This window comes from Spirosoma liriopis (assembly GCF_023196085.1).
GTDB classification, from domain to species: domain Bacteria; phylum Bacteroidota; class Bacteroidia; order Cytophagales; family Spirosomataceae; genus Spirosoma; species Spirosoma oryzicola.
The window spans coordinates 304,461-330,342 of the sequence record NZ_JALPRF010000003.1 but is presented as its reverse complement, the minus strand read 5'-3'; the positions used below and the strand labels follow the sequence as shown (position 1 = coordinate 330,342).

Annotated in this window: 30 protein-coding genes; 27 read left to right on the top strand and 3 right to left on the bottom strand. The window is 51.4% G+C overall.

The window, feature by feature from the left end:
- Positions 1 to 473 precede the first annotated feature (473 nt).
- The gene (locus M0L20_RS18250; protein ID WP_248478440.1) at positions 474 to 3,044 is read left to right on the top strand and encodes a putative Ig domain-containing protein; all 2,571 of its coding nucleotides are present in this window, start codon (positions 474 to 476) and stop codon (positions 3,042 to 3,044) included.
- Between the two features lie 201 nt (positions 3,045 to 3,245).
- The gene (locus tag M0L20_RS18245) at positions 3,246 to 3,785 is read left to right on the top strand and encodes a hypothetical protein (RefSeq protein ID WP_248478439.1); all 540 of its coding nucleotides are present in this window, start codon (positions 3,246 to 3,248) and stop codon (positions 3,783 to 3,785) included.
- 140 nt (positions 3,786 to 3,925) lie between these two features.
- Here M0L20_RS18245 and M0L20_RS18240 read toward each other — a convergent pair whose 3' ends face one another.
- Entirely contained in the window at positions 3,926 to 4,360 is a 435-nt protein-coding gene (locus tag M0L20_RS18240; protein ID WP_248478438.1) for a hypothetical protein, read from the bottom strand.
- A 166-nt stretch (positions 4,361 to 4,526) separates the two neighbouring features.
- Positions 4,527 to 4,730 (bottom strand): DUF6624 domain-containing protein, encoded by a 204-nt coding sequence (locus M0L20_RS18235; protein WP_248478437.1) that lies wholly within the window; start codon positions 4,728 to 4,730, stop codon positions 4,527 to 4,529.
- A 98-nt stretch (positions 4,731 to 4,828) separates the two neighbouring features.
- Here M0L20_RS18235 and M0L20_RS18230 point away from each other — a divergent pair, with 98 nt between their 5' ends.
- The 5 genes from M0L20_RS18230 to M0L20_RS18210 all read left to right on the top strand — a co-directional run bounded on the left by M0L20_RS18230 (position 4,829) and on the right by M0L20_RS18210 (position 10,809).
- Positions 4,829 to 6,211: a hypothetical protein gene (locus M0L20_RS18230; protein WP_248478436.1), complete on the top strand. Its 1,383-nt coding sequence runs from the start codon at positions 4,829 to 4,831 to the stop codon at positions 6,209 to 6,211.
- A gap of 218 nt (positions 6,212 to 6,429) precedes the next feature.
- Positions 6,430 to 7,467, top strand: coding sequence for a hypothetical protein (locus M0L20_RS18225; protein WP_248478434.1), 1,038 nt, complete (start codon positions 6,430 to 6,432; stop codon positions 7,465 to 7,467).
- Positions 7,468 to 7,619: 152 nt separating this feature from the next.
- Entirely contained in the window at positions 7,620 to 8,201 is a 582-nt protein-coding gene (locus M0L20_RS18220; RefSeq protein WP_248478432.1) for a hypothetical protein, read from the top strand.
- Between the two features lies 1 nt (position 8,202).
- Complete coding sequence (locus M0L20_RS18215; protein ID WP_248478430.1) at positions 8,203 to 10,119, top strand: hypothetical protein; 1,917 nt, start codon at positions 8,203 to 8,205, stop codon at positions 10,117 to 10,119.
- Complete coding sequence (locus M0L20_RS18210) at positions 10,120 to 10,809, top strand: hypothetical protein (protein ID WP_248478429.1); 690 nt, start codon at positions 10,120 to 10,122, stop codon at positions 10,807 to 10,809. It abuts the gene before it with no gap.
- Here M0L20_RS18210 and M0L20_RS18205 read toward each other — a convergent pair.
- Positions 10,775 to 11,329 carry a hypothetical protein gene (locus tag M0L20_RS18205; protein ID WP_248478427.1) on the bottom strand — a complete coding sequence of 185 codons (555 nt, stop codon included), beginning with the start codon at positions 11,327 to 11,329 and terminating at the stop codon, positions 10,775 to 10,777. The genes M0L20_RS18210 and M0L20_RS18205 overlap by 35 nt on opposite strands.
- On the opposite strand from M0L20_RS18205, the gene M0L20_RS18200 reads away from it, so the two are divergent.
- The 20 genes from M0L20_RS18200 (at position 11,270) to M0L20_RS18105 (ending at position 25,645) form a co-directional block, all read left to right on the top strand.
- Positions 11,270 to 13,696, top strand: a complete 2,427-nt coding sequence (locus M0L20_RS18200) for a hypothetical protein (protein WP_248478426.1) — start codon at positions 11,270 to 11,272, stop codon at positions 13,694 to 13,696. The genes M0L20_RS18205 and M0L20_RS18200 overlap by 60 nt on opposite strands.
- A 138-nt stretch (positions 13,697 to 13,834) precedes the next feature.
- The gene (locus M0L20_RS18195) at positions 13,835 to 14,317 is read left to right on the top strand and encodes a hypothetical protein (RefSeq protein WP_248478425.1); all 483 of its coding nucleotides are present in this window, start codon (positions 13,835 to 13,837) and stop codon (positions 14,315 to 14,317) included.
- 149 nt (positions 14,318 to 14,466) lie between these two features.
- Complete coding sequence (locus tag M0L20_RS18190) at positions 14,467 to 15,033, top strand: hypothetical protein (protein ID WP_248478424.1); 567 nt, start codon at positions 14,467 to 14,469, stop codon at positions 15,031 to 15,033.
- 2 nt (positions 15,034 to 15,035) lie between these two features.
- The gene (locus tag M0L20_RS18185; protein WP_248478423.1) at positions 15,036 to 16,148 is read left to right on the top strand and encodes a hypothetical protein; all 1,113 of its coding nucleotides are present in this window, start codon (positions 15,036 to 15,038) and stop codon (positions 16,146 to 16,148) included.
- 38 nt (positions 16,149 to 16,186) lie between these two features.
- Positions 16,187 to 16,633 carry a hypothetical protein gene (locus M0L20_RS18180; RefSeq protein WP_248478422.1) on the top strand — a complete coding sequence of 149 codons (447 nt, stop codon included), beginning with the start codon at positions 16,187 to 16,189 and terminating at the stop codon, positions 16,631 to 16,633.
- Positions 16,630 to 17,016: a DUF1353 domain-containing protein gene (locus M0L20_RS18175; protein ID WP_248478421.1), complete on the top strand. Its 387-nt coding sequence runs from the start codon at positions 16,630 to 16,632 to the stop codon at positions 17,014 to 17,016. Before M0L20_RS18180 ends, M0L20_RS18175 begins: the two co-directional genes overlap by 4 nt.
- 78 nt (positions 17,017 to 17,094) lie before the next feature.
- On the top strand, positions 17,095 to 17,475 hold the full coding sequence (locus M0L20_RS18170; protein ID WP_248478419.1) for a hypothetical protein: 381 nt from the start codon (positions 17,095 to 17,097) through the stop codon (positions 17,473 to 17,475).
- A complete protein-coding gene (locus M0L20_RS18165; RefSeq protein WP_248478418.1) occupies positions 17,472 to 17,687 on the top strand; it encodes a hypothetical protein in 216 nt (71 codons plus the stop codon). Before M0L20_RS18170 ends, M0L20_RS18165 begins: the two co-directional genes overlap by 4 nt.
- Before the next feature lie 12 nt (positions 17,688 to 17,699).
- Positions 17,700 to 18,194, top strand: coding sequence for a hypothetical protein (locus M0L20_RS18160; RefSeq protein WP_248478417.1), 495 nt, complete (start codon positions 17,700 to 17,702; stop codon positions 18,192 to 18,194).
- The gene (locus tag M0L20_RS18155; RefSeq protein ID WP_248478416.1) at positions 18,194 to 18,970 is read left to right on the top strand and encodes a discoidin domain-containing protein; all 777 of its coding nucleotides are present in this window, start codon (positions 18,194 to 18,196) and stop codon (positions 18,968 to 18,970) included. The genes M0L20_RS18160 and M0L20_RS18155 overlap by 1 nt, the downstream gene beginning before the upstream one ends.
- 100 nt (positions 18,971 to 19,070) lie before the next feature.
- Positions 19,071 to 19,937, top strand: a complete 867-nt coding sequence (locus tag M0L20_RS18150; RefSeq protein ID WP_248478415.1) for a S49 family peptidase — start codon at positions 19,071 to 19,073, stop codon at positions 19,935 to 19,937.
- Positions 19,930 to 20,490 carry a hypothetical protein gene (locus tag M0L20_RS18145; RefSeq protein ID WP_248478414.1) on the top strand — a complete coding sequence of 187 codons (561 nt, stop codon included), beginning with the start codon at positions 19,930 to 19,932 and terminating at the stop codon, positions 20,488 to 20,490. Before M0L20_RS18150 ends, M0L20_RS18145 begins: the two co-directional genes overlap by 8 nt.
- Positions 20,491 to 20,552: 62 nt before the next feature.
- Positions 20,553 to 21,536, top strand: coding sequence for a hypothetical protein (locus tag M0L20_RS18140; RefSeq protein ID WP_248478413.1), 984 nt, complete (start codon positions 20,553 to 20,555; stop codon positions 21,534 to 21,536).
- A gap of 89 nt (positions 21,537 to 21,625) precedes the next feature.
- Complete coding sequence (locus M0L20_RS18135; protein WP_248478411.1) at positions 21,626 to 22,084, top strand: hypothetical protein; 459 nt, start codon at positions 21,626 to 21,628, stop codon at positions 22,082 to 22,084.
- A gap of 33 nt (positions 22,085 to 22,117) precedes the next feature.
- Positions 22,118 to 22,318 carry a hypothetical protein gene (locus M0L20_RS18130; protein WP_248478409.1) on the top strand — a complete coding sequence of 67 codons (201 nt, stop codon included), beginning with the start codon at positions 22,118 to 22,120 and terminating at the stop codon, positions 22,316 to 22,318.
- A gap of 67 nt (positions 22,319 to 22,385) precedes the next feature.
- Complete coding sequence (locus M0L20_RS18125) at positions 22,386 to 22,574, top strand: hypothetical protein (RefSeq protein WP_248478407.1); 189 nt, start codon at positions 22,386 to 22,388, stop codon at positions 22,572 to 22,574.
- Positions 22,575 to 22,583: 9 nt separating this feature from the next.
- Complete coding sequence (locus M0L20_RS18120; RefSeq protein WP_248478405.1) at positions 22,584 to 23,126, top strand: hypothetical protein; 543 nt, start codon at positions 22,584 to 22,586, stop codon at positions 23,124 to 23,126.
- A gap of 17 nt (positions 23,127 to 23,143) precedes the next feature.
- A complete protein-coding gene (locus M0L20_RS18115) occupies positions 23,144 to 23,578 on the top strand; it encodes a hypothetical protein (protein ID WP_248478404.1) in 435 nt (144 codons plus the stop codon).
- Between the two features lie 53 nt (positions 23,579 to 23,631).
- Positions 23,632 to 24,165: a hypothetical protein gene (locus M0L20_RS18110; protein WP_232559318.1), complete on the top strand. Its 534-nt coding sequence runs from the start codon at positions 23,632 to 23,634 to the stop codon at positions 24,163 to 24,165.
- On the top strand, positions 24,149 to 25,645 hold the full coding sequence (locus M0L20_RS18105) for a hypothetical protein (RefSeq protein ID WP_248478402.1): 1,497 nt from the start codon (positions 24,149 to 24,151) through the stop codon (positions 25,643 to 25,645). Before M0L20_RS18110 ends, M0L20_RS18105 begins: the two co-directional genes overlap by 17 nt.
- Positions 25,646 to 25,882 lie beyond the last annotated feature (237 nt).

The following is a 25,882-nucleotide window of genomic DNA, read 5'->3' as shown; positions in this document are numbered from 1 at the left end:
TAGAGGGTAACTTTGAGCGGGCAACTAGTTAGGAGGTGGTATTGGTTATACACGTGAGAGTGATTTGCGGGAGGAGATTCTCTTATAGGAGACAAACCAGATTTCGGCTCAGCAAATCAGTGCCTAAAGCTTCTTATATTCAGGATAGTATTAAGTTATTTATGCTAGCTTAATAAGAGGCTATTTTAGATTCAGCAACAACAAATTTTTAGCAAATAAAGCCTGAAATTTAGATTTTTTGGCACTTGTATACGTTTACCTATTTTCTCTAGCGCAACGGATATGACTTCAGTTCGAGAGTGTAAATATCTGCTCTAAATCTTGGTATTAGCAGTAAACATCCCAAGATTTTTGATTCATAGATACTACTTACTACACGCTATTTTACTTTTGAGCTACTACTCGTTTATGTGCTTTGGCCTTGCTTTGCACTAAGAGACTTATCTTTGTAAGGATTTATTAGCTAGTTATTTATGAAGCACCTGTTTACGTTCTTTTTCCCATTTCTATTTGCTTTTGCTCACGCCCAATCTGTTGTTTACGTTACTGAGTCAGGCTCAGGAAATGGGTCGGGAGACTCTTGGAGTAACGCGTTAGCGGGTACCAAGCTACAGAGTCGTATTGGACTGGCTCCGAATAAAACTCAGTTCTGGTTGGCGAAGGGTATCTATAAGACTACAACAACAACCGATAGGACAGCGTCTTTCAGCATTGTATCGGGTATTTCGATTTACGGTGGTTTTGCTGGGAATGAGACCTCTCCCAGCCAGCGCTTAAAGGGCACTAATGAAACCACGCTGTCAGGTGACATTGGTGTACAAGACTACAACCAGGATAATTCGCAGCGGATTATTGTTATCAATAATGTAGCCGATAGTGTGCACATTGATGGATTGATCGTTAGAGATGGATTTCAAAATGGTTCTGAAGGCTTGAGCGGAAGTTGCGCTATACATATTCAATCTATTGGAAGCAAAGTCAACGTAAAAATTACGAATTCCAGCTTTCTACATAATTATATGACCTCATCGTTGTCAGCGGGCGGGGCAATCGGCGTTTTTCCGTTTGGTAATAGCCAATGCAATACTTATTTATTCAATTGCATCTTCAAAGATAATTTGTGTAGGGAAGGCGGAGCAATAGCCTTTAATCCAGATGGTGGTGTAACCACAAACACGCTTATGGAGGACTGCTACTTCGAAGGAAACAGGGCTACAGTTGGTGCTGGCGCTGTTTCACAGTATGGGTTATCCTCGAAGCTTGTTATGAAGCGATGCACGTATATAAACAACAGTGCGCCTACAGGAGGAGCTGTGGTTTTGATCGGGAGTAGCTGCCTAATAGAAGATTGTCGTTTTATTGCTAATTCTGCCAATACAGAAGGAGGGGCGCTTGAGGCTTCTGCATCGCAACCTACATTTAGAAACTGCGTCTTTGCCAATAACTCGGCAGTGGATGGCGGGGCAGTATATAGTACCTCCCGATCGGCATACACGAAACTACAGTTTACAAACTGCAATTTTATAAGTAACTCCGCTTCGAGTACAGGAGGAGTCTTTTACGGAACGGGATCTGAAAGAGGCCGCCTTACGAATCCCAATGAAATCTATCTGACCAACTGTCTAATCTGGCAGAATACTGCACCGGACCAGGCCGTGTTTAAATCAGGAATGTATATAGACGCTAAGACAAGTAAATTGGAAGCGTCTTATTCTGACATTCAAGGTGGCTATACGGGGGTTGGCAACATAAATCAAGATCCGCTTTTTGTGGATGCCAACCGGGGAGATTACCATTTAAAGCCGGGTAGTCCGGCGATCAATGCTGGTGATCCGAATAGTACGGAGGTAAGCACATCTGACAAGGATCTCGACGGAAACCCCCGTATTCTTCAGAACCGTATCGATATGGGTGTGTATGAACATCCGCCTGTTGGTTTTGCCATTACCTCTGTGGGCGGAGTCAGTTGTCAGCTAGTCAATGCTGATCGAGGTGAATACAATGTTCAGTTTGCTCCTCAGTATACAGGGCAGAACAGTAATCCTATTTCGTTTTCAATAGTCAACGAGCTTTCTGCTACTAATCGGCCAGCGCCTTATACGCTTCGTCTGTATCGGGACAATCCAACTATTACATTAGTGGCCAACCAAGCCGGTAATCCCGAAGCCCGATTCCGTTACGATTGGTTGTCGTCTTGTCAGTCAGGAACAAGTACTAATCAAGCGCCGACGACTACGGGAGTCGCTAACCAAACGATTTTGCAAGGTCAGCCTTACCAGCTTCAATTGAGTAGCTACTTTACGGATCCAGACGGTCAGACGCTGACTTATTCGGCTTTGGGTCTTCCTCAAGGCTTAGAATTGAATGGAAGCGTTATTACGGGCACACCCTCACAGACGGGTATATTTACCGTGAGCATTACAGCCTTTGACCCTGCGGGTTTATCGGTTAAGGCCAGTTTTGCGCTAACGATCAAACAAACCTCTTCGACTCCTACCAGCTTTACCATTACGGGGGCATCAACGATCAAATGTGAAGCGCTAAGCGCCAATAAACGATTACTAACGTTTACTCCACAGTATGCAGGAGTAAGCGGAGAACCTATCAGTTTCTCGGTTGTCAACGAGAAGTTACCGACGAGCAGCCCAGGACCCTATGACTTAACGCTCTATACTGATAATCCAGCTATCATACTTAGTGCTCGGCAGGGTACATCAGTAGTTAATTACACGTATAACTGGCTAGCCGCTTGTGGTAGGTCGGCGCGCATCGGTAACCAAGAATATGGGGTAGGTTTGTCCATCAAAGTATTAGGTAATCCGGTTGTCGGGCCAGTGGCGCAGGTTGAGATTAGCGGAGTAACCGGTCAGACCGTGCAGTTGCAGCTAGTGGACCAGCAAGGTAAGCCGCTTTATAAGCATAACATCGAAGAAGCGAGCGCCGTGGAGCGGGTAAGCCTGCCGTTAGGTGATGTTCAGGGCGTACTCTTTCTGGATATAAGCACAGCTAATGAGCGGCAGCAGGTCAAACTCGTACGCCCTTAATTTGGCTAAGGATCAGGAGTCGTGAATGAGTTAGGATCCGGCAAATAATTGAAAAACAGTCTATTTAATAGTACCTTTCAATTCGATACTTATTTCGCAACAGCACTGGTAGTTATCGCTCCGAGATAAATTCTGTAGTCACTATGACAGAAGAGAATGGGCAGCTTGTACTTTGCATCAATATTAACTTGCTACCACGTTATGATAAAATCCTTTACATTCTGTCGGGCTATAATGCTCATCTGTCTGACGGCTAGCATTAGTTATTCCCAGAAGTCTGACTCAACTAATTACTGGCTTGGGGTGGGATTGGGGGTGAGTCAGTTTCCTAGTGGAATGATGGCCTTAGGGTACGAGTTCGCCGATAAACCGACCTTACTGATTGCCCGTTATACGGATAATCGCGAATTGTTTTCCGATAACCGTCCCGGCATTATGGGCCAGGAAATGGCTTTATTGTATGGAATTAAAGCCGGTAAATTTCGTTTCTCGACGGGCGTAAGCACTGTATGGGGAGTCAATCGGGGGAAGTATCTCTCGACAATCGGTGACCCAATCCTGTATGGTTCTAATTATTATGAGCCTGCTCGCTACTTGGCCGTTGGCTTACCTGGCGACATTCGATTCATCACCTCAACAAAAGATTTTGGGATTGGTCTGACGGCTTTTGGTAATCTGAACGCCAAGCGATCATTTGTTGGTCTGAACCTATCGCTGTATGTAGGTCAAATGAAGAAATAGGCCATCACGATAAAGGGCAAAGCGATTTAATAAGTCGACTTACTATGCTTTACGCTTTATCGTGATCTATTTTTAACTAGTATATATGTTGAAAACAATTACCAATCTCAAGTAAACAGGCTTAGGTTTCTGTTTTCTATTTACCAAAAATATTTAGGCTTTAGTTGACGTTCGATCCGCTTAGGCACCCTTCTGTTTTCCTGATAAACATCCAGAATAGCCTGCTCCTTACTGCGACTAAAACGGATGTATCGGACTAAGCCAATGCCTGTTGGTACTAGACCCACTCCACTACTGGCGAGGATGATAGGCGCTGAATTTCCTTTTCCTAGTTTAATGGTGCTGGCTAAGGTGGTAACCAAAAAAGCACTACCCGCGCCAATTAGCGTTACAGGCAGGCCAACGCCCAGATAAACTTCACTAGCTGTTCGCTTGGTGGCAAATAAGCGCTTGACAGCTTGAACCGTGTCCAAGTGCGAATAGGTGTCTAATGGTGCGCTCTGAGCCTTAACTTTAGCTTGTGCCAACATAGACAGAGTAATCAACAGGATTACTTTCACGGTATGTACAATCATACACCAACACATAATAACTATTGACTAATCTCAGGCAGTTCAAATTGGTCCCTGTTAATAGCCGAAGACCGAAGTAGAGGAGCCTGTCAACTTTCTTGACTACTGAATTTTGACTCATCGGCTATCTACTTTGAGAGCTTTTCCACTCGTAAAGCCAGCTAACCCGTTAGCGATTAAGTGATTTATTATAGTCTAAACCAAACTGTTTAGCGTATTCTTCTATTGGACCTAATCCCACTTCAGCTCGCCGTTTGTTAACATTGGCTTCGTCTTCTATAGGGCCGAAAGCTTTCTTTCCCGTACTATCACTAATGACCTGAGTACCGTAAAGCTGTTGGGAGTGCTGCTGAGAAGCCAGGACTTTACCCACAACAAAGACGGCTATGAGCTTTTGAGCCTGGTGGGGGCAAACGGCACCGGACCCGCACCGGCATCGGGTGAGTTGTACTACGTAAAATTTGAAGATCGATGAGCTTAGACATTCGCATTGACGGCCAGTCGGTCGAGTTGACCGCAGGCAGTAGCCTGGACATGAATCTAGTCAACCCGCACTTCGACTACACCAAAATACCCGGCTCGACGGCCAACCTGCCCGCGTTCCCACTCAGCAGGCGCAACCAGCAAATCTTTGGCTACTGGGAGCAGCCGCAGGTGGGGGGCATTTTGCAACGTCGACGCTTTGAGCGGTACTGGGGCGGGCATTTAATTCGGGAAGCCATGTATGTGCTGACCGAGGCAGGGCCAGCGGGGTACGTGGGCCAGATGGTTGAGCCGCTCGGTGAATTTTTTGGTGACTGGCAAAACGAGTCGCTCACCGAGCTCGACTTTGGGTCGTTACCGCTGGCGGGGCTGCTCAACGCAGAAATCAACTCGGACGGGATAACAGCGGCTGCATTTCCCATCATTTGCAACCCTGACTTTTACGGCACCAACGGGCCAGCGGTCAATTACAACGGCAAGGTAAACGACCCGTCAGGCACCGGGCCGCAAACGCCCATGATTCTGCTCACCTGGCTGCTTAAGAAAATAAGCCAGGCCACCGGCACCACCATCGATGGTGACTTTGTAAGTCACCCGGTTTTTTCCAAGCTGCTACTTTACAACACCAGGGCACTCGACTCAGCCACCACCGTCAACCGGCACTTGCCTACCCTGACGGTGACTGAGCTCTTGCTGGAGATCAGAAAGCTGTTCAACCTGCGCTTTGATTTCAACTTCGCTGACCGTCGGCTCACAATCGGTTTCTGGCAGGATGCCATCACCAAAGCAGCCGTTGTCGACTGGAGTGCGAAAGCAGTCGGTAAAGCGGTCAAAACGCCCGAGGTCAACACCCGGCTGCAGCTGGGCTACGACCTGGATTCGAACGATGGGTTGATGAAGGACAAGCCCGCAATCATGGCCGATTACCTGACGCCCGGCACACCACCCAATTTTGCGCCCCTCAAGAGCCGTTTTTCGACCTTGATGACCGATGACATCGATGGCCGCACGAAAGCCGCTCAGATTGGAATTACGGCCCAATTCAGCCAACTGGGCAACACATTCGCTCCCCGACTCTTGTTCTGGAACGGCATTGTTGCGGGCGAACCCGATGCATCACCCCAAAAAGGCTTTTATTCACTCTACTGGAATGGCGAAGACGGGCTTTATGAAAACCACTGGCGCGAGCTCGAAGCCATGCGGCAAACCCAGTTTTATGCCAAACAAGCACTCGATCTGACAGAGACCGACCTAGCGGGACTCAGGTGGCACCAGAAAGTGCACATCAATGGCGTCGATTACTTCGTACTGAGCGTGAATGTGAGCCTACCCATCATCAAGCCTGCCGACTGTTTGCTGGTGGCTGCTTAAGAACGGTAGTTACACTTGTCAAAATACACTGCTACAATCTCAACTCGCCATTCAATACAAACATTCTCGCGTAATATTTGTATTGAATGGCGAGTTGAGATTGTAGCAGGAATAACCACGGGAATTTCTCAAAAAGGGGAAAATTCCCGTGGAAAATCTAATTCTACATAAAGACCTTGCCAGCTGAACTCTCCACTTTAATGTTATCGAAATTGCCTATGAAAAACGCTATACTTATAACTTTTCTAACTGTTTTTACATATCTAAATGTCTTTGGGCAAACTAGTTCTAATAGGGCTAGTAGTGCAATGCCTACAAGTACCACTACTTCCAGCACAAGTGCGACTAGTAGTACTACAGTCAGTGCAACGACAGCTAGTGCCAGTACTACATCTACTACTAGTAATGCACGGGCTGACACACTAATTAAAGACGATTTTTTACTTTTTGCAGGATCTAATATTGATCCTAACAATGATGGTAGCCCAGTAACTAGCACCTCCTTTGAAGGCATTTTTAAGTTCACTATATCCAAATTGGTGCATATGCGTGTTGGGGCCTACTCACATAGAAATTTCACTAAAGATTCGGCTGTATTTCAACGAACAGCTTATATAAATACAATTCCAGGAAGTCCGCTTGCGATTGATACTACCCAGCTTGCTGTTCAACGTTATGGCCTGAACAGAGAGATAACTACTAGAAGTTACGGCTTTTATGCTGACGTTTTTCGCACCTTAACTAATCCGGAGGATAAAGATTTAAGAATTTCCGTTTTCTTAAGATACGAATATGTTTATCGTCAACGAGTTTCTCCAATTACATCTATCGAATCTGCTATTATTGATACAATTCCTTATAGTCAACAATTAGCTAGCCAGCGAATTGTCGTTATAAATTCACCAATTAGTAGAGATAATTATTTCTCTTTCCCTTCACACATTTATCAGCAGTATATATCCGTGGGTTTTGCGATTGAGAAGGCAACCAAAGCATTTGACCTTTTCTTCCAACCTACTTTTGGCTTTGTAGTCACCAAACAACGTATTCAACGCGGAGACGAGACCATTTTCCCCCCTACCATTAGACAGGCTATATTAGGTTTGAAAGCGCAAGCTACTGTTAAGGTACTTGATGTCACCTTAACAGCTGACATTAAAGGCATTACGAGTGCAAGCCCATTTACAAATATCACCGTCGGAATCCCCATTTCATATAGCAAGATCACAGAAAGAATAAAAAAGGCATATGATTAGGGCTTATTCTTTACTTAAATAAAAACCTCATATCTATGATATAGTAGCTGTTATGTAATTGATTAAATTTAAAAATCAACTAGCCCTCGCCGCACTGGCGAGGGCTTTTTTGTGTCCTTCCAGCTTGCCAAATGCCTGTTCACCTTCGTGGCATGGCAGAATCAGGCAGCTATTCAGGCGGCATGCGCGGGGACGCGCGGGCCACCTGGCTCACCACCAACCGCGATGCAGCAAAAGTGCTCGACGGCTACACCATCAAGGCAGTCGAGCTCTTTAAACAACGCATTCATCAGGCGGGTCTCGTGCTCACTCAGGACATGCTCAACTCCTTTCGAATCTTCGCGGCTGAAGAAGGAGAAGGCTTTGTACAAGCCCGCATTCAGATGTCGGCCCTGGTGCGCATTGCCGACATGCAAAACCTCAATTATGCCCGCACCCCACCGCTGGCGGCATTAGAGCGATTAGTCGAGCTTACCGGCCTGGGCAAGTTCGCCAGAATACCCGGCTACCCGACCGCCAATCTGGTGCGGCCAGCCTCGGACACGGCAGCCATCGAGCGCATTGCCTGGGGCATCAAGGTCAACCGCATGCATTACCCCAACGTCAAGCGGGGTTACCGGGGCGTCTATTCGGACCCACTGCTGCAGGACGTGCTGCCCTACCTGTTCAAAGACCTTTTCGAAGCAGCCCAACTGACGGCCATGCGCGGTTTCAAACTCCTTTTTAACGACTAATATGGCTATCAATTTAAACGAAACAGCCACACTCACCCTGAAGGGCAACACCCGAGACTTCGACAACGAACTGCTCCAGCTGAACACCAAAGCCAAACAACTCAAAGACACCCTGAAGGACATTGAGAAAAATGGTGGCAAAGGCTCGGAGGAATGGAAGAAGTACAAAAACGAACTGGCCGCAGTCAACACCGAGACGGCCAAAGTCCGTAAAGAAGTTGATTTAACCCAACTCAGCTACAGCCAGCTAAAAACGCTGGTGGGCCAACTCAACAAAGACCTGTCCAAGCTCAAGCCAGGCACCGACGATTTCAATGCCGCAGCCAAGCGGCTGGCCGAGGCTGAAAAGCAGTTCAAAGCGGTCGGTAAGCAAATCGATGACATCAAAACCCAGTCCGACGATTTGGGCAAACCAACCATGTGGTCGAAGATCACCAGTGGCGTCGGTACGGTGCAGAAAGCCTTTCAGGCGTTCGTTGCCCTGCAGATCGTCGGCTACATTGTTGACATCGGCAAGTCGATTTTTGAGACAACGGCCAAATTCGAGAAGTACGAAAAGGTATTAACGACGGCATTTGGTGGTAACGTCAAACTCGCTAAAGAATCATTGGCGGCTCTCAAGGAACTGGGAGCAACAACGGCTTTTTCGGTCGATGAGCTCACCGATGGCTATATCAAGTTAGTCAACCGGGGCATCAGGCCAAGCAAGAGCGAAATGGTGGCCCTGACGGACCTGGCCGCATCCCAGGGCAAAACGTTTGATCAACTCGTTGAAGGGCTACTCGATGCCGCTACGGGTGAATTTGAGCGACTCAAAGAGTTCGGCACCAGGGCCAGCAAAGCGGGTGAAGAAGTCACGTTCAAATTTAAAGATGCCAATTTAGTCATCAAGAATACGGGCGAAGGGTTTGAAGTACTCGACAAGAAAAGCGGCAAAGTCGTCAATACCTTCAAAAGCCAGGAAGATGCGACACTAGGCGTGATGACGGCATTAGGCAAGATGGACGGTGTCGGTGGTCAGAATGCGCAAATGATGGAGACCCTGAATGGTAAAAGCAGTAATCTGGGTGATTCGTTTGATGCCCTGAAGGTCGAACTAGGCACCGGCTTACGACCCATTTTCGTGGCTATTCTGGATTTAGTCAGCCGCTCGATTCCTGCTTTGAGCCTGTTAGGAAAAGCCATTGGAACAGTTTTGTTGATTGCCAAAACCTACGTGGTTGGCATAGTCGAGACGTTCACCAATACAGGGCAAATGCTGTTTAGCCTCACCAAAGCAGCGATTGAGCTCACGTCGGGCAATGTGGAGGGAGCAAAAAAGACCTGGGACGAAACCAAGAACTATGGCAAGGCCGCTCTGACCTCAATGGGTGATAATATCAAAACGGGCGTCACTCAGATCATTAATACCTGGAAAGACCCCAATGCAGGTATTGCAGCCCAATTTGCCGGAAAAGAGCAGGGTGGTAAATTTCAAAAGGAGCTCACCAAAGAGCAGGAAAAAGCCATCAAAGATCGAGAGAAAGCCGCTGAGAAAGCCAGAAAGAAAGAAGAAGCGGACAACGAAAAACACCTGAAAGAATTTCAGAAAGCCTTAGAAGACCTGGCCAAACTGGAAGCCGAAGCCCACATTGCAGGCATCAAAGACGATATGCAGCGCGAGTTTGCCAAGCTGCAGGCCAAGCGCGATCTGGCCGCTGAGGAGATCATGCGGGGCATTCAGGACGAGACCATCAAAAACAAGCAGCTGGCTAACCTGGATAAAAAACTGCAGGAAGACATCACCCGCGTGGCTGGCGAGTTTGCCGAGAAAAAACGCAAGAAAGCTGAAGAAGAAGAAACCAAGCGGCTGGCCGTCGAAAAGACCATCATCGACCAGCAGCAGAAAGCCGAGAATGCCCTGTTCGACTGGCGCTAGTTGAAGGCCAAAGGCAATGCCGCTGAGCTCACCCGAATTCACAAAGAGCGGTCGGATTCGCAGCTACGACTCACCATCGACAAGCTCGATGCCGAAGAAGCGGCTGAGAAGGCCAAAGCCGCCAAAGAGGCCACCACCACCGAGCAGAAAGAGCAGGCCATCACCGCCATTGAAGGCCGCTTTCATAATGAGCGGCAACTGGCCGAAAAGAAGCATGCCGACGAAATTGCCAAGATCGACAAAGAGCTCCAGGAAAAGAAAAAGGAGAACTGGGGCCATGCTTCCAGTGCGTTCACCTCGCTTCTGAAAGGTGATCTGAGCGGCTTTGTGGAGCATGCTGATAAGCTGGTGCAGGGTAATAAATCAGCCTGGCAGAAGAAGCTGCAAGATGACATGGCGGGCTTTGAAGCCGCTGCACAGATGGCCACCGCCGCTGTCGGGTTTCTCAATCAGCTTGACCAAAAGAAAGCCGAAGCCGCTATTACATTACAGCAGCCAAGAAAGAGCGCGATGAAAAAGTTGCCCTGCTCAATGATCAGCTGGCAGCGGAGAAAGCGGCTCAGGATGCTGCCGAGTTTGAAAAGCAGAAAGTCACCCAGGAGTCGAACGACAAGATTTCAGCGATCAAATCCGCTACCCAGGCGACCATCTCCATTTAGAGCAGCAGTATCGGCAGCTGTCGAGCAGTGAAGAAAAGAAAAAGCTCGATGAGCAGCTGTCGGGCTACAAAGAGAATGCCGATGGCAAGAAAGAAGCGGCTAAAGATACCGCTCAAGCCGCTATCGAAGCCGCTCAGGATGAGGCCAAGCAAACCATCGATGCCGCTCAGCGAACCGAAAAAGAGTCGATCAAATCGGCTACCAACGAGAAGAACGAAAAAATTGATGCCGCTGAAGCCACCCGCGATGCCGAGGTTGCGGCCATCAACAAGCGAAAGGACATCGACCAGGCCACCCGTCAGCAGCTGCTGAGCGAAGCCAAAGCCGCTTTTGAGACGGCTAAAAAGCAGGCCACCGACGAAGCAGAGCACAAAATTGATGCCGCTAAAGACACGGCTAAAGCGCAGACTGAACTGGCGAAGGACACGGCCAAAACCAAGATCGAGTTGGCCAAAGATGAGCAGGATGCCGAGCTCAAGGCCATCGAAGCGGTGCAGAAGGGTGATGAGAAAGCAGCCAAAGAAATCCTGGCCAACGCCAAAGCCGATCAAAAAGAAAAGATCAGGCTGGCCAAAGAAGAGGCTGACAAAAAAATTGAAGAAGCCGAGAAAGAGAAACGCGAAAAGCTCAAAAAAGTCGAAGCCGAAAAGCAGACCCGCATTCAGAACCAGAAAGAGCTCAACCGCAGCATCGAGGCTGAAAACAAGAAAGCAGCGGCCACTGAAGCCGAGGCCAAGCGCAAAGCCTGGGAGGCTCAGAAAAAAGCCGACGTGGCATCGGCCCTGATTGCCGGAGCCCTGGCCACCATCAAAGCCCTGGCGTCGGGCTTTTTCCCGATCAACCTGGTGTTTGCCGCGACCACGGCGGTGATGACCGGCATTCAGGTGGCCATGATCAAGAGCCAGCCCGCACCGGCCTTTCGGCATGGGGGCTTTATTCCAAGCGGGGGCCGACACGGCTCGGAGTACGGGCGGGGCGGCATTGCGCTCATCGACCGGGCCACGGGTCGGGACGTGGGCGAAATGGAAGGCGATGAGGCCATTATCAGTCGGGAGCAGACAGCGGCCAACCTGCCGCTCATCAACGAGATGTTCCGCAATGCCCGCACCCCTAGCAAACGGGACCGACCCGTTACGCTCAATGACCGCTCAGCAACGGGCAAACCCGCAGGCTTCAAAGACGGGGGCTTGTTTATAACCCCCTACTGGAAGCAGGAAATGCACCTCTTTGGCTCCAAGAAAGCTAAGAAAGCCGCTGAAGAAGCCCAACGCGAAGCCGAAGCAGCCGCTGCTGAAGCCGCTGCCGATGCCGAAGCAGCAGCCGCTTGTGCGGGTGATTACGGCTCGGACGATTACAGCAGTTTGGCGGGCTCAGCCGAGGCCAAAGCGGCTCAGGAAAAAGCCGAAAAGCAGGGTGAAGAGCAGCTCAAGCTGCTGGCCAAAATCGTTGATTCGGTCGACAAGATGAGCTCGGACCAAAAGCTCTTATTTGGCAATTTGGCTCTGGACTTTCGCCAGGGCTTGAACTACCTATCGAGCGATACCATCAAAGGGCTGGAAGCCCTGCGCACCGGCCAGAGCTCATCGTTCGATAAGCTCAACACCACCCTGCGCAATGTCTTGCTCAGCATGGTGCTGACCCAGAACGCCAGCACCGATGAGCTGGTTGATGCCATCGTCAAAGGCATGAGCAGCCTGGAGACGCGCAGCACCAGCGAAAGCACCCGCATCATTGCGGCCATCAAAGCGGCCAGCGAGAAAACCAGTGGGGATATTACCAAAGCCATCGACACCAGCGGCAACAGCCAGCGGCTGCTGTTAGCGGGCATCTCGATCAAACTTGGTACCGGCTTTAGTGAGTCGACCGACGCAATGGTGAAGGCCATTGACGCCAGCGGCAACAAGCTCCTACTCTCACTGATGGGACTCAACCAGACCACCAAAACCGGCCTGGAGAAAGTGCAGGACCAGGTCAAGCAGGATGCCATCAAACTGGCTAAAACCACCGAAGACGGCTTTGACAAGCTGCTCAAACGGGGTGATAATAACCTGAATGATCTGACCGAGAATCTTGAGTTTTTATTCAACTCACTGGGCAACCGCACCGAGAAGGTCATCAACACCAACGGGCTGGCCGAACGCCAGTCGCTGGACAAGTTGACCACCACCACCAAAACCGGCCTGGAGACGCTCAATAAAGACCAGACGAAGGCCATCGACACGCTGAGCAAGAACGTGACCAAGTCAGTCGACGATTCGACCAAGAGCACCAAAGACACGCTGGAGAAGCTAGGCGATGCAGTAACGGATTCAATCGATGAGTTAAACAAAGACCAGCAGCAGGCACTGGATAAACTAAGCGATGAAGTAACCGACGCGCTCAAAGACCTGAACACGGATCAGACCGAGGCACTGGATAAATTAAGCGATGCGGTCACCAAGTCACTCGATGAGCTTAGCCAGGACACCGACGATGCGCTCGACAGTTTGAGCAAGAACGTGACCAAGTCAGTTGACGATTCAGCCAAGAGCACCAAAGAGGCACTGGAGAAACTAAGCGATGCGGTTACGGATTCACTCGATGAGTTGAACAAGGATCAGCAGCAGGCACTGGGTAAACTAAGCGACGAGGTGACCGACTCGCTGGAGGTGCTCAACAAGGACCAGAAGCAGGCACTGGGCAATCTGGGGGATAAGACCGAAGCGGCTCTCAAAGACTCGGCTAATCGCACCACGAGCTCGGTCGACGGCTTGTCAGTTGAAGTGCGCAGCCTGAAAGGCTCCATCAACTCAGTTGAGGGGGCCGTCTGGCAGGTACGGGGCGCGGTGAACGGTGTCGAGGGGGCGGTTTACGGAACCAACCAGGCGGGACGATTAGATGCACTCATTGCCGGAATCAGCACCTTTGGGGGCAAATAATCGGGCCAGTGAACGAAGAAAGTTTAACACTAGCTTTATGGAGTATAAACATTTGGTGGAGAGTAATTATCTTTATGGTTGCCCTCCACCTGATTTTATCATGTAGCTTTTACTGACCATTATTACCTTCAACATTAAATGCTCAAACGTCTAACGTTAACCGTACCAAAGTACTTAAAGAAGTTTTTAGAGGGTGAATTTGAAGCACAGGCAGGCATCCTGCACGTCGAAAAGTGGAGCGAGATCGGTTCCTTGATGAATTTGGTGTCTCGCTCCTATCCTTTCCCGATGAGCGTCGAGAAACCCAGTGGCACCACTGTCATCATCAGCTACTATTGCCGGGAGAAAAGTTACGAGGTGCCACCCGACAAAATCCCGGCTCTGACCAAGCAGCTAGACGAGATTTTTCGGCGGTCGCTGATCTGTGAAGTGCGCAAAGTACACGAGTTAGCGGGGGGCAATTACGGTCCCTACGTGCGCACCTTTCTGGAGCGATACAGCATCGAAGCCGACGTTGACGTTGACTTCGAGACCATGCGCAAGGTGTATCGGGACTATTTAGCCCGCAATGGTCGAAAAAATGGAAAAAATTTATGCGTAAAAAGTCCGGTTTTGAACTAAAAAGTCCGGCTTTTACCTGAAATGTCCGGCTCGTGCGTAAAAAGTCCGGCAAAAAAAGGCTCTGGCGATGCGTCAGAGCCTTTTTTGTTAAAAATCGGCTACGAAATTTAGTCCTTTCGGACGGGGTTTGTGGGGTCTACTTTTGGCTTATGACCATTACCGAACAAGTCTTTGGCCTGCTACCAGGTGAGCCCAATGCGGGCTACGTTCGTCAGCTTTGGCTGCTACGCGCAGCCGACGTGCTGAACGTGCTCAGCCCGCAGGCATTGCCCGTTGCGGGCCAGCCGCTGACGGTCAGCAAGGCGGGGCTGCTGGTGCGGGCGGGGGCCATGCTGAGCCGCATCAAACCCATGACCAAGACGGCCACCTTTGAAGAGCCTGGCGATAGCGAAGCAGCGGGCTCTGTCTACGCACCCCGGCTGCAGATTCCGATGCCCAAACCATCACCGGCCTTCGATGACTACCTGAGCCGGTACGCAGCCACCCGGTGGGTAGTGTTCTGGGTTGACTACAACGGCCAGGGCTGGATTGCCGGAGAGCCCGACAATGGCCTGCGCCTAACCACCAGCCGACTGCAGGGAGCCACCAACGGGCTGCTGCTAACGTTTACGGGTCGGAGTCACCACCCGGCCTGGCGGCTGGAAAGCACCGACCCTGAAGTACTATTTGTTAATTCCGCTTTTGATTTTGGTTTCAACCTTTCTTTTGATTCATAAGTATGCCTTTAGATTCCGCTCCGATTGAAAGTCAGATCGACCTGGCTTTCCCCGACAATGTCTCGCGCGAGATCAAGCCGGTTGGTATTCGGGTTTTCTTGAAAACGCTGGTGCGCTGGGTGCGCGATGCCATCAACAACAATCAAACCACCTGGTTGCGCACCAGCGATGGTCAACCAGGTGGGGCCAACTCCGATGACGTGTACCGGGTGGGTGTCACCCGCTTCAAAGGTGGCATCGAAGCCTACACCAAAAATACCGACGCGAAATCGCTTTCACAGGTTCCCAACGATCAGGCGGGCTTGCGGGTAAGTTCGCAGAACGGCGGGCCAGCTTACATCGAGCTTCACCACCCTGGCATTCGCATCGACAAAATCGGTACTGATAAAGATGGGGTATTTAAATATGGCACCTGGGGGTCGGGAGCCGCGTTCGCGTTCGTAATTGATGGATTGACAAAAGCCTTTCGCTTGAGCAATGATGTAGCCAACAAAAAAATCGTGCTCAACGATTCGACCGAAAACGACAACCAGTTTTACGGCTTTGGCATCAATCCGAACACGCTGCGCTACCAGGTGGATTCATTAGCCTCAAAACACGCGTTTTATGCGGGTAGCTCACCGGCTACGAGCAACTTACTGATGGTTATTTTGGGCAACGGTCAGGTCGGTATTGGCGTAGCGATACCGGGCTTTAAACTCGACGTGCAGGCCGACAACCCGGCTAATGGCATACTGGCTCAATTCCAGAACACTCGCATTTCGGGGGGCAACGGTGCCCTAGTACAGATTCACCAGGCAGGTATTGGCATTTGGCGGTATGGTGTTTCAGCGGGATCGGATGCGTTTATCATTCAGGGCTATGGTGGGGGCACCTTTCCCGAACGGCTGCGCATCGACACCAACGGCAATATGGGCGTTGGTACTCCTGACCCAACCGCCAGACTACACGTCAAGAGCCCTAACGGCTTTGATCAGCTTCGACTGGAGAACCGCTATACACCCACGGGGCCGAACGACCCCAACGGTCAGCCAGGCAATATTTGTTGGGATGACACCTGGTTTTACCATAAAACAACGCAAGGCTGGCGTCGTATTCAGTTTTCATCCTGGTAGTTTTCTTTCACGTTTCAACCGTCTTTTTCTTTTTTACTATGGACACAATTCAAACCCCGATTTCGGACGAACCCGTCACCAGCTTCAAGCGCATTGCCCGGCACGAAAATTTTAACATCGGCCCTGATTTGAATATGGTGCAGCAGGTGCGCGTCATCACCGTCGACGCCAGTGGCCAGCCGCTCACCGAGCGCATTCAGGCTGATCAGACGCTGACTACCAACCAGCAGCAGGCGGGCATGCAACGGTATGCCGATCAGATCGTCACCCGCCAGACAATGGGGGCGTTTGTCGATGCGACCGGCCAGGTGGTGGCTGAAGGCACTGAGAGTGCCATGCCCCAACTCGATTACTTTCAGGGCATCACCCTGGGTGATCTCAAAAAGAAAGGGATGACCATTAACGACAAGACACCGTTTGCTTCGCTACTGTATGCCCTGTTGACGGGGGAAATTCTCAACATCGACGCGCGCAGCGGATTATGAGCCAGCAGCCGATTGTCGTTCGCTACAAAGAAGAAGACCCGCTCAAGGCAGATCGGTGGGAACTGGTGAGCTCAGTCACGTTTATGACCAAAGCAGGCCAGGTGATTGTTCCCAGTGGCTACACGACCGACTTTGCCTCGGTGCCTATGCTGCTTTGGGGCTTTTTCCCGCCAATCGGGCGGCACAACCGGGCCACCCTGCTGCATGACTGGTGGTACGACAATCGGCTGTTTGAAGCAGAGCTCGGCCTAAAGCAAGCCAGGCGGCTGGCCGATGAGCAGCTGTACGAGCAGCTGAAAGCGGTCGAACCCCGCAAGCCGATTCGTAACTACTGCATGTACCTGGCTTGTCGCTGGTTCGGCCACCGCTGGTGGGTAAACTAAGATCAACTAAAAGGCTCCTGGATAACCAGGAGCCTTTTTTGTGCGTCCTTTCGGGCCTGCGCTATCGGAGTCAGTTTTGTGGTAGAACTTCAATACTCTCAATCAATCAGCCTTTATCAGCCTATGACTCAGCAGGATTTAACCGCACCCGTCGACCGCGTCAAGGTCAGCAGGCGCGAACAGTTCGTCAGGGCGTACCAGGTCTTTTCGGATGAAACCACCGAGCAGGATTTGACCAGCTACCGCTTCAGTGCCGAGCTCAGCAACAACCAGGGCATGCTGCTGGCCTTGTCCGAAACGTCGGGCATCAGCCGACCAGCTCTCAACAGCGTCGTGGTGACGCTGAACACCATCCGCATGGGTGAACTGGCAACGGGGGCTTACACGCTGCTGCTGTACGGGGTGCGCGATGACGAACGGGAAATTTTCGTACAACTCTTAATGCAGGTCGAACCGTGAACGTCATCAAAGTCATCCGACCGGCCCGCACCGAGCCGGTTAAACTCATTCGCACCGGACCCGTCACGGTGCAGCTGGTGCGCTCAGCGGTGCCACCCGTTCAGCTAATCAACCAGAAAGGCGTTGTCATTTTTGGGGGCAGCACCCAGGCCAGTCAGATCACCACCAAGACCGATTTTGCCGCTTTGTACAATCTTAAAAAACAACTTTAATTTTTATAAACCATGTTAGAACAGGAGTTAAAAGACTTAGTAGACATCCTAGCGGTCGATTATAAAGCCATCATTGGCATGATCGGCAATTTGAGTACGTTACCCGCTGACGTTACCAAAACCAACCTGGTGGCTGCGCTGACCTCGCTCAATACCAAGATCGCCAATGCCGCAGGCATTAACGATGCCGTTACAGCAACGGGCTCGACCTGGAGCTCGAACAAGATTCAGGGCAGCATCGATGCAGCCGTTGCGGCTTTAGTCGACGGGGCACCAGCGGCTCTGGACACCTTGAGAGAACTGGCGGCACAGATGACAGCTGACGCCAGCATGCTCGACACCATTGCGGTGGCCCTGGGCAAACGGGTGCGCGTCGATCAGGCGCAGACCTTTACCCCGACCGAGCAGCAGCAGGCACTGGATAACATCGGGGGAGTAAGTAAAGCGCAACTGGGCAACCCGAGCTTTGATTTAGCCGCTTACTACACGCAGAAAAAATCAGCTTAATGGCTTGGTACGATCAACTCATTTCCGATCTAAAGGGGTTTGCCACTGCCGTGGTCACGGATGTCAACAGCCTGCGCCCCCGACTGTTACCCGCTGGCGGGACGGCTGGCCAGGTACTCGCTAAATCGAGTAACACGGACTATGCCACCGGATGGGTAACGCCCGCCAGCGGTGGGGTGGCCTTCACGACGGTGTTCAACTACCCGGCTCTGGTGGCCCTGGGCACCCCGTCGACGCTCACCTTTGTGCTGGTCAGCCAGGACAATAAGACCAACACCTTTAACGCCAACTATCTGCTGTGGCCCAACGGGGTCAGACGGCTGCTAACCAGCACGTCGGACAACGCACCCATCGACTATAGCAGCATGGGCAGCGTCATTCACGATGGTGGCGGGGTGTTTTCGGGCGATACCACCCGAACCCCTGACAAGGTCTTCGACGGTAACGCGCAGACCTTCTACGATGCAGCCAATGGGGATGCGGGCAAGTACGTCGGGCGCAACCTGGGAGTGGCTAAAACGCTCAACAAGATTAGCTTTATTCCCCGGCCTGACAGCTACTACGGCACCAAGATCAATACGGGGCAATTCCAGTATTCGACCGATGGGGCAAGCTGGACAACGGTTTACACCGTATCGGGGGTTGACAGTAACAACTACACCCAAACCTTCAGTTTCACCTTCGCAGCCGTCACGGCTCAGTACTGGCGGCTCTACTGGCCCGGCAATGAATCGTATGGCAACGTGGCCGAGATTCAGCTGCTGTACTCCTACTAACCAACCAAGAGCCCGCCAGCCGTCAGCAGCGGGCTTTTTTTGGTCCTTTCCTGACGGTAGTTGCCTGCTGACTTTCGTAGCGTAATAGACCATTACGGCAATGTCTGTCAATCTGAATGGCATTTGGGCCATCTCCTATCTTCACGTTTCAACCGTCATGGCGGCTCTGGAGGCTAATCAATTCCGGCCCTACCTGACGGGTTACCCCGACGTACCGGCCACGGTGCTCGAAGCCTGCTCATCGCAGACCGACTACACCATTGAGGGCTACTGGGCCGACCGGCTCAGCATCGGCCAGGATGCGCAGGTACCCGTCATTCCCGTCACCGGCATTCTAACCCGCAGTGATCTGTATGGCAATGTATTTTCTACTGATTTTATCATTTCGATGCTCTACAACATCGCAGCCAATGATAAAAAGAAAGGGGTCATTCTGGACTTCAATACGGGCGGGGGCCAGGTAGCGGGCATTGCGGAGTTTGTGCAGGCAGTGCGGGCGGTGAAGGAAAAAAAGCCCGTCGTTTCCTCGGTTCAGTTCTGCGCATCAGCGGGCTACTGGGTGGGCAGCCAGGGCAATGAGGTGCACATGAAGCCAGGGACCGTGAGCTCGGTCGGCTCCATCGGCACCATGTACATGCACGTCAACCGGGCCAAAGCGATGGCACAAGCTGGTTTAGAGCCCGAAATTTTCCGCTCGACGGGCAGTATTCACAAGAACCGGCAAAACGACATCGAGCCGCTCGATGACGAAGCCAGAGCCGAGATTCAGAAAGGGCTCGATGCCTCCAACAAAGTCTTCAAAGCCGACGTGCGCATTGGACGGGGCACCAAGATCAAGTCGGACGATGTCTACACCGGCAAGCTCTACAATACGCAGGATTCCATCAAAGAAGGTCTGGCCGACAAGGTAGCCGACCTGCAAACTTCTTACCAACGAGTACTTCAATTATCTAAAAACTATGCTTAAAAACCCCGTATCAGGCAGCTTTCTAGCGAGCCTATTGCCCTCCTTTGCACTGACGTTCCTGGCCAATGCGACGCAGGAACAAGTCAACCAGGCCGAACAGGAAGCGGCTGTCATCCATCAGCAGCTGCAGGCAGCGACGGTCACCCCGCCAGCAGTGCCCCCCGTCACACCGGCTCAGCCAACGGCAGCAGTGCCACCCGTCGCATCAGCTACACCAGCGGTGACCACACCTGTCGCACCCGTCGCGCAGGGCACCATGCCGCTGGAGATACCAGCCCCGATGGGCGATCTGGCAAACCAACTGACGGCCATGACCAGCCGAGCTACGACGGCTGAAGCCAGTGTCAACACGCTGACGGCTCAACTGACCAACACCACCAACGAGCTCGGCCAGTACAAAGCCTGGTACCAGAAAATGACCGGCCAGGGCACGGCCTTACCCGTTGCCGATGCCAGCAACCGGGGCCAGCAGGTAGACACCGAGCAGCCAACGCTGTCAGCGGCTTCATCCAGTGTACTAACGGCTTTCCAGAACCGCAACCGCACCAAGTAAACGGCCACGAATGGCCCTATTTTTTTCAATTAGACAGCTAACGTTTTAACAAGTAGAGTGCAATGAATGAAACAATTGATTTTTCAAATTTTGGCACCGACCTCATGCGGACGGTGCAAGACCTGGGCGGCAACATTGTCCTGATCAACTCGACGTTGGACGGGGTAGCCTCCTTGCGCAATGACTTTTCGACCGAGATCATTCGGGACAAAGGTTTACTGGTGAGTGCCGAAATCAAAGATGCCTTCAAGGCGGCTAGTAACAGCTTCCAGGGCCAAAAGGCGTTAGAGATTCGTTCGCGCAAAGCCGATTTCACCGAGGGTGACATTGATCTTGAGATCACCCTGGATGACATCAAAAAGGCGTACCGTTCGTACTACGGCTGGATGCTGGAGCCGACCCGCACCGAGGCTGAAGTGCGTGACAATCCCTTCGAGTTGTTCTTTATCCGGCAGATCATTCGTCAGCACTTCCAGTTTGTGCGCACTAAAACGGTTTGGAAGGGTATTTACAACCCGACGCCCGTTGGTGCCGAAAACATCGCAGACGGTCTGCTGAAGAAGTTCACCGTAGCTCGTGCGTCAACCGATGCAGCGGCTAAGATTAGTGCCAACCACGTCTTCGACGGAGAAGACCTGACCGACGACAATGCCTACGAGCAGGTGAACGGTCTGGCGCAGCTGGTGGCCAGCACCCGCGAAGACATGCTTGCCGTCCCGCTCAACTTCTACTTGTCCCAGGTGAGCTACGACAAGTACCGTCGGAACCGTCGCGCCCTGTTCCCCGAGCACGTTGGACCGGCTGACAAGCCAACCGCACTAGACGATTATAGCCAGATCAGCTTTGTGATCGATCCGGGTCTTGCGGGCAAACAAACGATGGCCATTACCCCCAAAGACAACCTCAAATTCATTGCCAACGAGGCACCGGGCGTGTATTACATCAACATCGTCAAGCAGGTCAAATCGTGGCAGATCAGCATTCGGGTGTCGGTCGGTTTCGACTTCGCATCACCCGATCTGCTGTTCATTAACGACGCGGTTTAATCCCTTTGCCCTGGCTGCTTCACGGTAGCCAGGGCATTGCACCAGTCTATTTTTTCCAGTTCACAAGTTTTTATCAGATAGCTAAAAAAATGAAGTTTTTCAAAGTGTTTTTGGGCTTAGCCCTTTTTGCAATAGCGGGCCTGGTGGCCGAGCAGACCGGCAACGTACTGGCAGGGATTGCCAGCATTCCATTGCTGACGTATGGTTTCGAGTCATTTACCGGCCTTTCGCTGTTGAGTGGTCCGCTGGCCTTGTACGGGGCGTTGTCTCCCATCAAGCGGCCTGCGCAGGGTGAAGCCAACCCTGGCGGTGGTCGTAAATTGTGGCTCATCGGGGTTGACTCCATCGTTGGTGAATGGCCAAAAAAAGGCGACATCGTTGACGGGGAAATTATCAACCCACCCGTACTGGCAGCGTCTGCGGTGTTCATCGAAGTAGCTGTTTCGGACAACTCGCTCAAGATCGACCAGAACATGAAAGGCTCGTCGGGCTATCAGTCCTGGGAGCAAATGATTGAAGTTAAGATTGCGGGCTTTAACCCAGTGTAGGTGGCCGCTATCGAAAAGCTGCTCAACCAGGAGGTGGTTGCCATCGAGCTCAGCAACGACGGTCAGCGCATCGTCGTGGGCACGTCGATCAATGGCCAGCAGTTTGAGATCACTCACACCTCGGGTGCCAAAGGCGGTGATCGTCGGGAATGGACGCTCAAGTCAAAGCAGGACGGCTACATGCATGGCTATTTGCCGTTGAAAGACACGATTGTAATACCGGGCATTTCCTAGTCTTTATTTTTCAACCGCTCAACCGGCTCCTGCCTTACCAGGGCAGGAGCCTTTTTTCTGATTCGTTATGGCAAAGTCAACAACCAAAAAAATAAAGCTGCTGTGCGCTCCAGACGTATCGTTTTCGATAGGTGACGAGAGTTTTCGGGCCGATGCCCTAACCGTGGAGCAGGCCGAAGCGGTCGCGGCTCAATATCCTGGCCAGTACCTGGAAGTAGTCGAAGATAAAGTCAAAGGGACCGAAACCGAGTCCTAAACCCGGTTTATGGAAACCATAGAACAGCTTAAAGCAAAAATTAGGACCATTTTAAAAGATACCCCTTTTACCGTCATGCTAGACAAAAAACAACTCAAAGCGGCCTATCAGCTGGCCCAAATGGATCATAGCTCACAGCAGACGAAAGAGTCTGAAGCGGCTCTATCAGCAGCTAAAGCCGCTTATGATGCGGCTTTAGCACAGGGTGGCATTGCCAGCCCTGCGCCCGCAGCACCCACCTCGACCAAGCCAGTGGCACCAGCACCGGCTAAACCGACCCTGCCTAAAGCGGCTCCTAGAGTGGCTCCAGTAGCGTCAAAGCCAGCGACGCCAGCGGCTCCAAAGCCAGTGGCACCCGCTGTGCCCGTTGCTCCAGCACCGGCTGCACCCGTAGTGACGGCCACCGAAACGATGGCCAACAACGATGACCAGACGCAAGAGGGTGACCAGGACGAGCCACAAGATGACCAGACGCAAGAGGGTAACCAGGGTGATCAGCAGCCGACCGAACAAACCAACCAATCAACCGAGCCGGAAAAAAAAAGCGAATAAGTAACAACCCGGTAGGCTTGGAAAAAGAGCAGCTGATGTTGAAGGCCGAAGACCTTCACCGTCGAGCTGCTCTTTTGTCTAATACGCTGGCTGACTTTGCCGATAATGACGTTGCTGGCCGCTTGCCGGTTGTCAAACAAATTCTGCAGCTGCGCGAAGAGTGGAAAGACGTTCGCTTCGAGATCGAGACCGGCCAGCAGCGTCGCAAGCTGCCCGAGCCTAAACCCACGACCATACCCCTGGGCATGAGTGAAGCCGAGATCAAAGTTGAACTAGCCCGCACCCGCGTCAACATCTCCAAGAACAAACAAAAGCTCGAAGAGCAGCCCGACCACAAAAAAGCCGATGTCTGGCAGGCCGAGCTTGACCGGCTGATCGGCCTGCGCGAAGCTCTGGAAGCCGAGCTTGGTGAGATAAAATACAAACAAGAGCTAAAAAATGAAGGGCTCTAAAATTTGACGCTTTTTCTGGAATAGACCATTTTTTTTCTCAATCGACAACCCCAATGAGACAACACAATAAATACCTGGTCAAAGTGCAGGAAGAGTTGAGCGTCTATCAAAAGTACCTGCTCGATGACAAGACCGAACTGACACCGACCCAGTTTGAGACCTACGAAAAGATTGACACCGTTCGGGCCTGGCTACGCGCAGGCCACTCGGATCAGGACGTTTTGAGCATGCTCAAAAACACCCGCTCAATTCAGGATCGTCGGGCGCGTGAAATCCTGACGCTGGCCTACGAGGTGTTTGCCGAGCTACGCCAGTCTAAGAACAAAGAAGGCGTCAAGTATATGTACGCTGAAATCTTTCGCAGTGCGGCATTTGAAGCCAAGCAAATGGGCGACCTGGTGTCGTTTGGCATCCTGATGGATAAAGCAGCCAAAATCGACGGTGCCTATGACAATCAGAAGGTAGTCGACAACGAGTCGAAGAAAAAACCGACCAAAGTGGTCTTCAAAATCAAATCGGTCACCGTGGCCCCTGCGCCAGTGGCCCAAAATCAAATTCAGGACATCAGCCATGAAGAAATACGATGAACCTGCCGACCAAGACGAGATTGAACTGCTGGTCAATGAAAAACAGGGCACTTTTTTGGATGCTGTCACCTCACGACATTTCAAAATGGTCGGTATGGTGGGCGGTCGCGGCTCAGGTAAGTCGATTAGCCTTTCTGATCTACTCAAGATAGCGTCTGAAGAACTACCAAAGGCAAAATGCGGCTGGGGCGTCAAAACCGTCAAAAAAGCAAAGTCGAAATTAACGTCAGGGCTAAAGGCAGGCTGGAAACGCTGGAATTGCCACGAATACGAATGGGAAACCGGCGAAGGGGACTATGTGCTCTGGCGGGAGCCGCCACCCGGCTTCGACCGGCCTTATGAGGCACCCGATAACTGGGAAAACTGCATCACCTTCGCCAATGGCTTTTGCATCGAGTTTGAATCATTCAAGCTGGCGGCTGACGAAAACCGGGGGGCCAACTACGATATGTATGTTGTCGACGAAGGGCTGAATTTTAAAAAAATCTGGCTCAAAATCGTATTGCCCACCCTTCGAGCGAACGTCGGAAAATTTGACTCTTTTCTGCACCATAGCTTTTTTGTGTTTTCCTCACCCCCCTGGACACCCGATGGCCAATGGATGTATGAGATTGAAGAGCTTGCCAAAAAAGAGCCCGACAAGTACTATTATATGGAAGTACGCACCAGAGACAATCAAGCCTTTCTGCCTGATGACTATATCGACGGCCTGCGCAAGATTCTAACCAAAATGGAATTCGAGGTTGAAGTTGATGGCAAGCGAATTTCGAAGCTGCCTAAAACGTTCTACCCTTCTTTCAGCAGAGAGACCCACGTTCTGGAAGATCACGACGAAGACGAGCCTCTAAAAATGAACGGTGAGTTGTTCTACTCGACCAACAAGTACCTGGTGGCATCCCTTGACTTCAATGCCCACTTCACCAGTGCCACCATGTGGCAGGAGGATGATGAGTATGCCCGGCTGGTTGATGTGGTGTTTGTGAAAGAGGCTCAGGATGGGGGCACGATGGCGCAAGCCCTGGCTCATTCCATCAAGCAGGTTTATGGGGAGCACAAAAAAAGGCACATCATTCTGACAGGTGACCGCAATGGGGGGAGCAAGAGTGCGGGATCAAATAAGACCATGTTCATGCAGGTAGAAGAGATACTAACAGAAGCAGGCTGGGACGTGGTACTAGCCCCACTCAACTTCAACCCACTGCACAAGGATAAGCACAACAGTATCAACCGGGTGCTGGCCGAGAAGGAGCCCGAGCAGTTCAAGGTGCGCATCGATGGGGTGAAGGCAAAGGCGGCTGTCATCAGTATCGAGAACAGCCCGATCCAGACCGACTACTCGAAGGACAAATCAAGTGAAGAAGGGGGCGGTGAGCAGGAGCTGGCAACCCACCTGTCCGATACGGTCGACTACTACATCATGCGACGCATACGACTCGGCCTGGCCAAAGCCAACGATGACTTCGAGATCAGCTTTGTTTAAACTGATCAGGCTGGCCAGCTTAATCAGTGACCAGCAGTCTGATCAAGCTGATGGGTCAACCAGCTGACTGAGTGTCGAGCCCCAATTACAACCGGCAACACGCACCAATTCAAAACGGTCGAGCCGCTCCAGGATTTTGCAAGTACCTGCGAGCGGCTCGACCGTTTCAGCTATTCGCCATTTCCATTTTTGGAAATTTCCAAAATGCCAAAGGGCGGGGTCGAAAGACAAAGATGC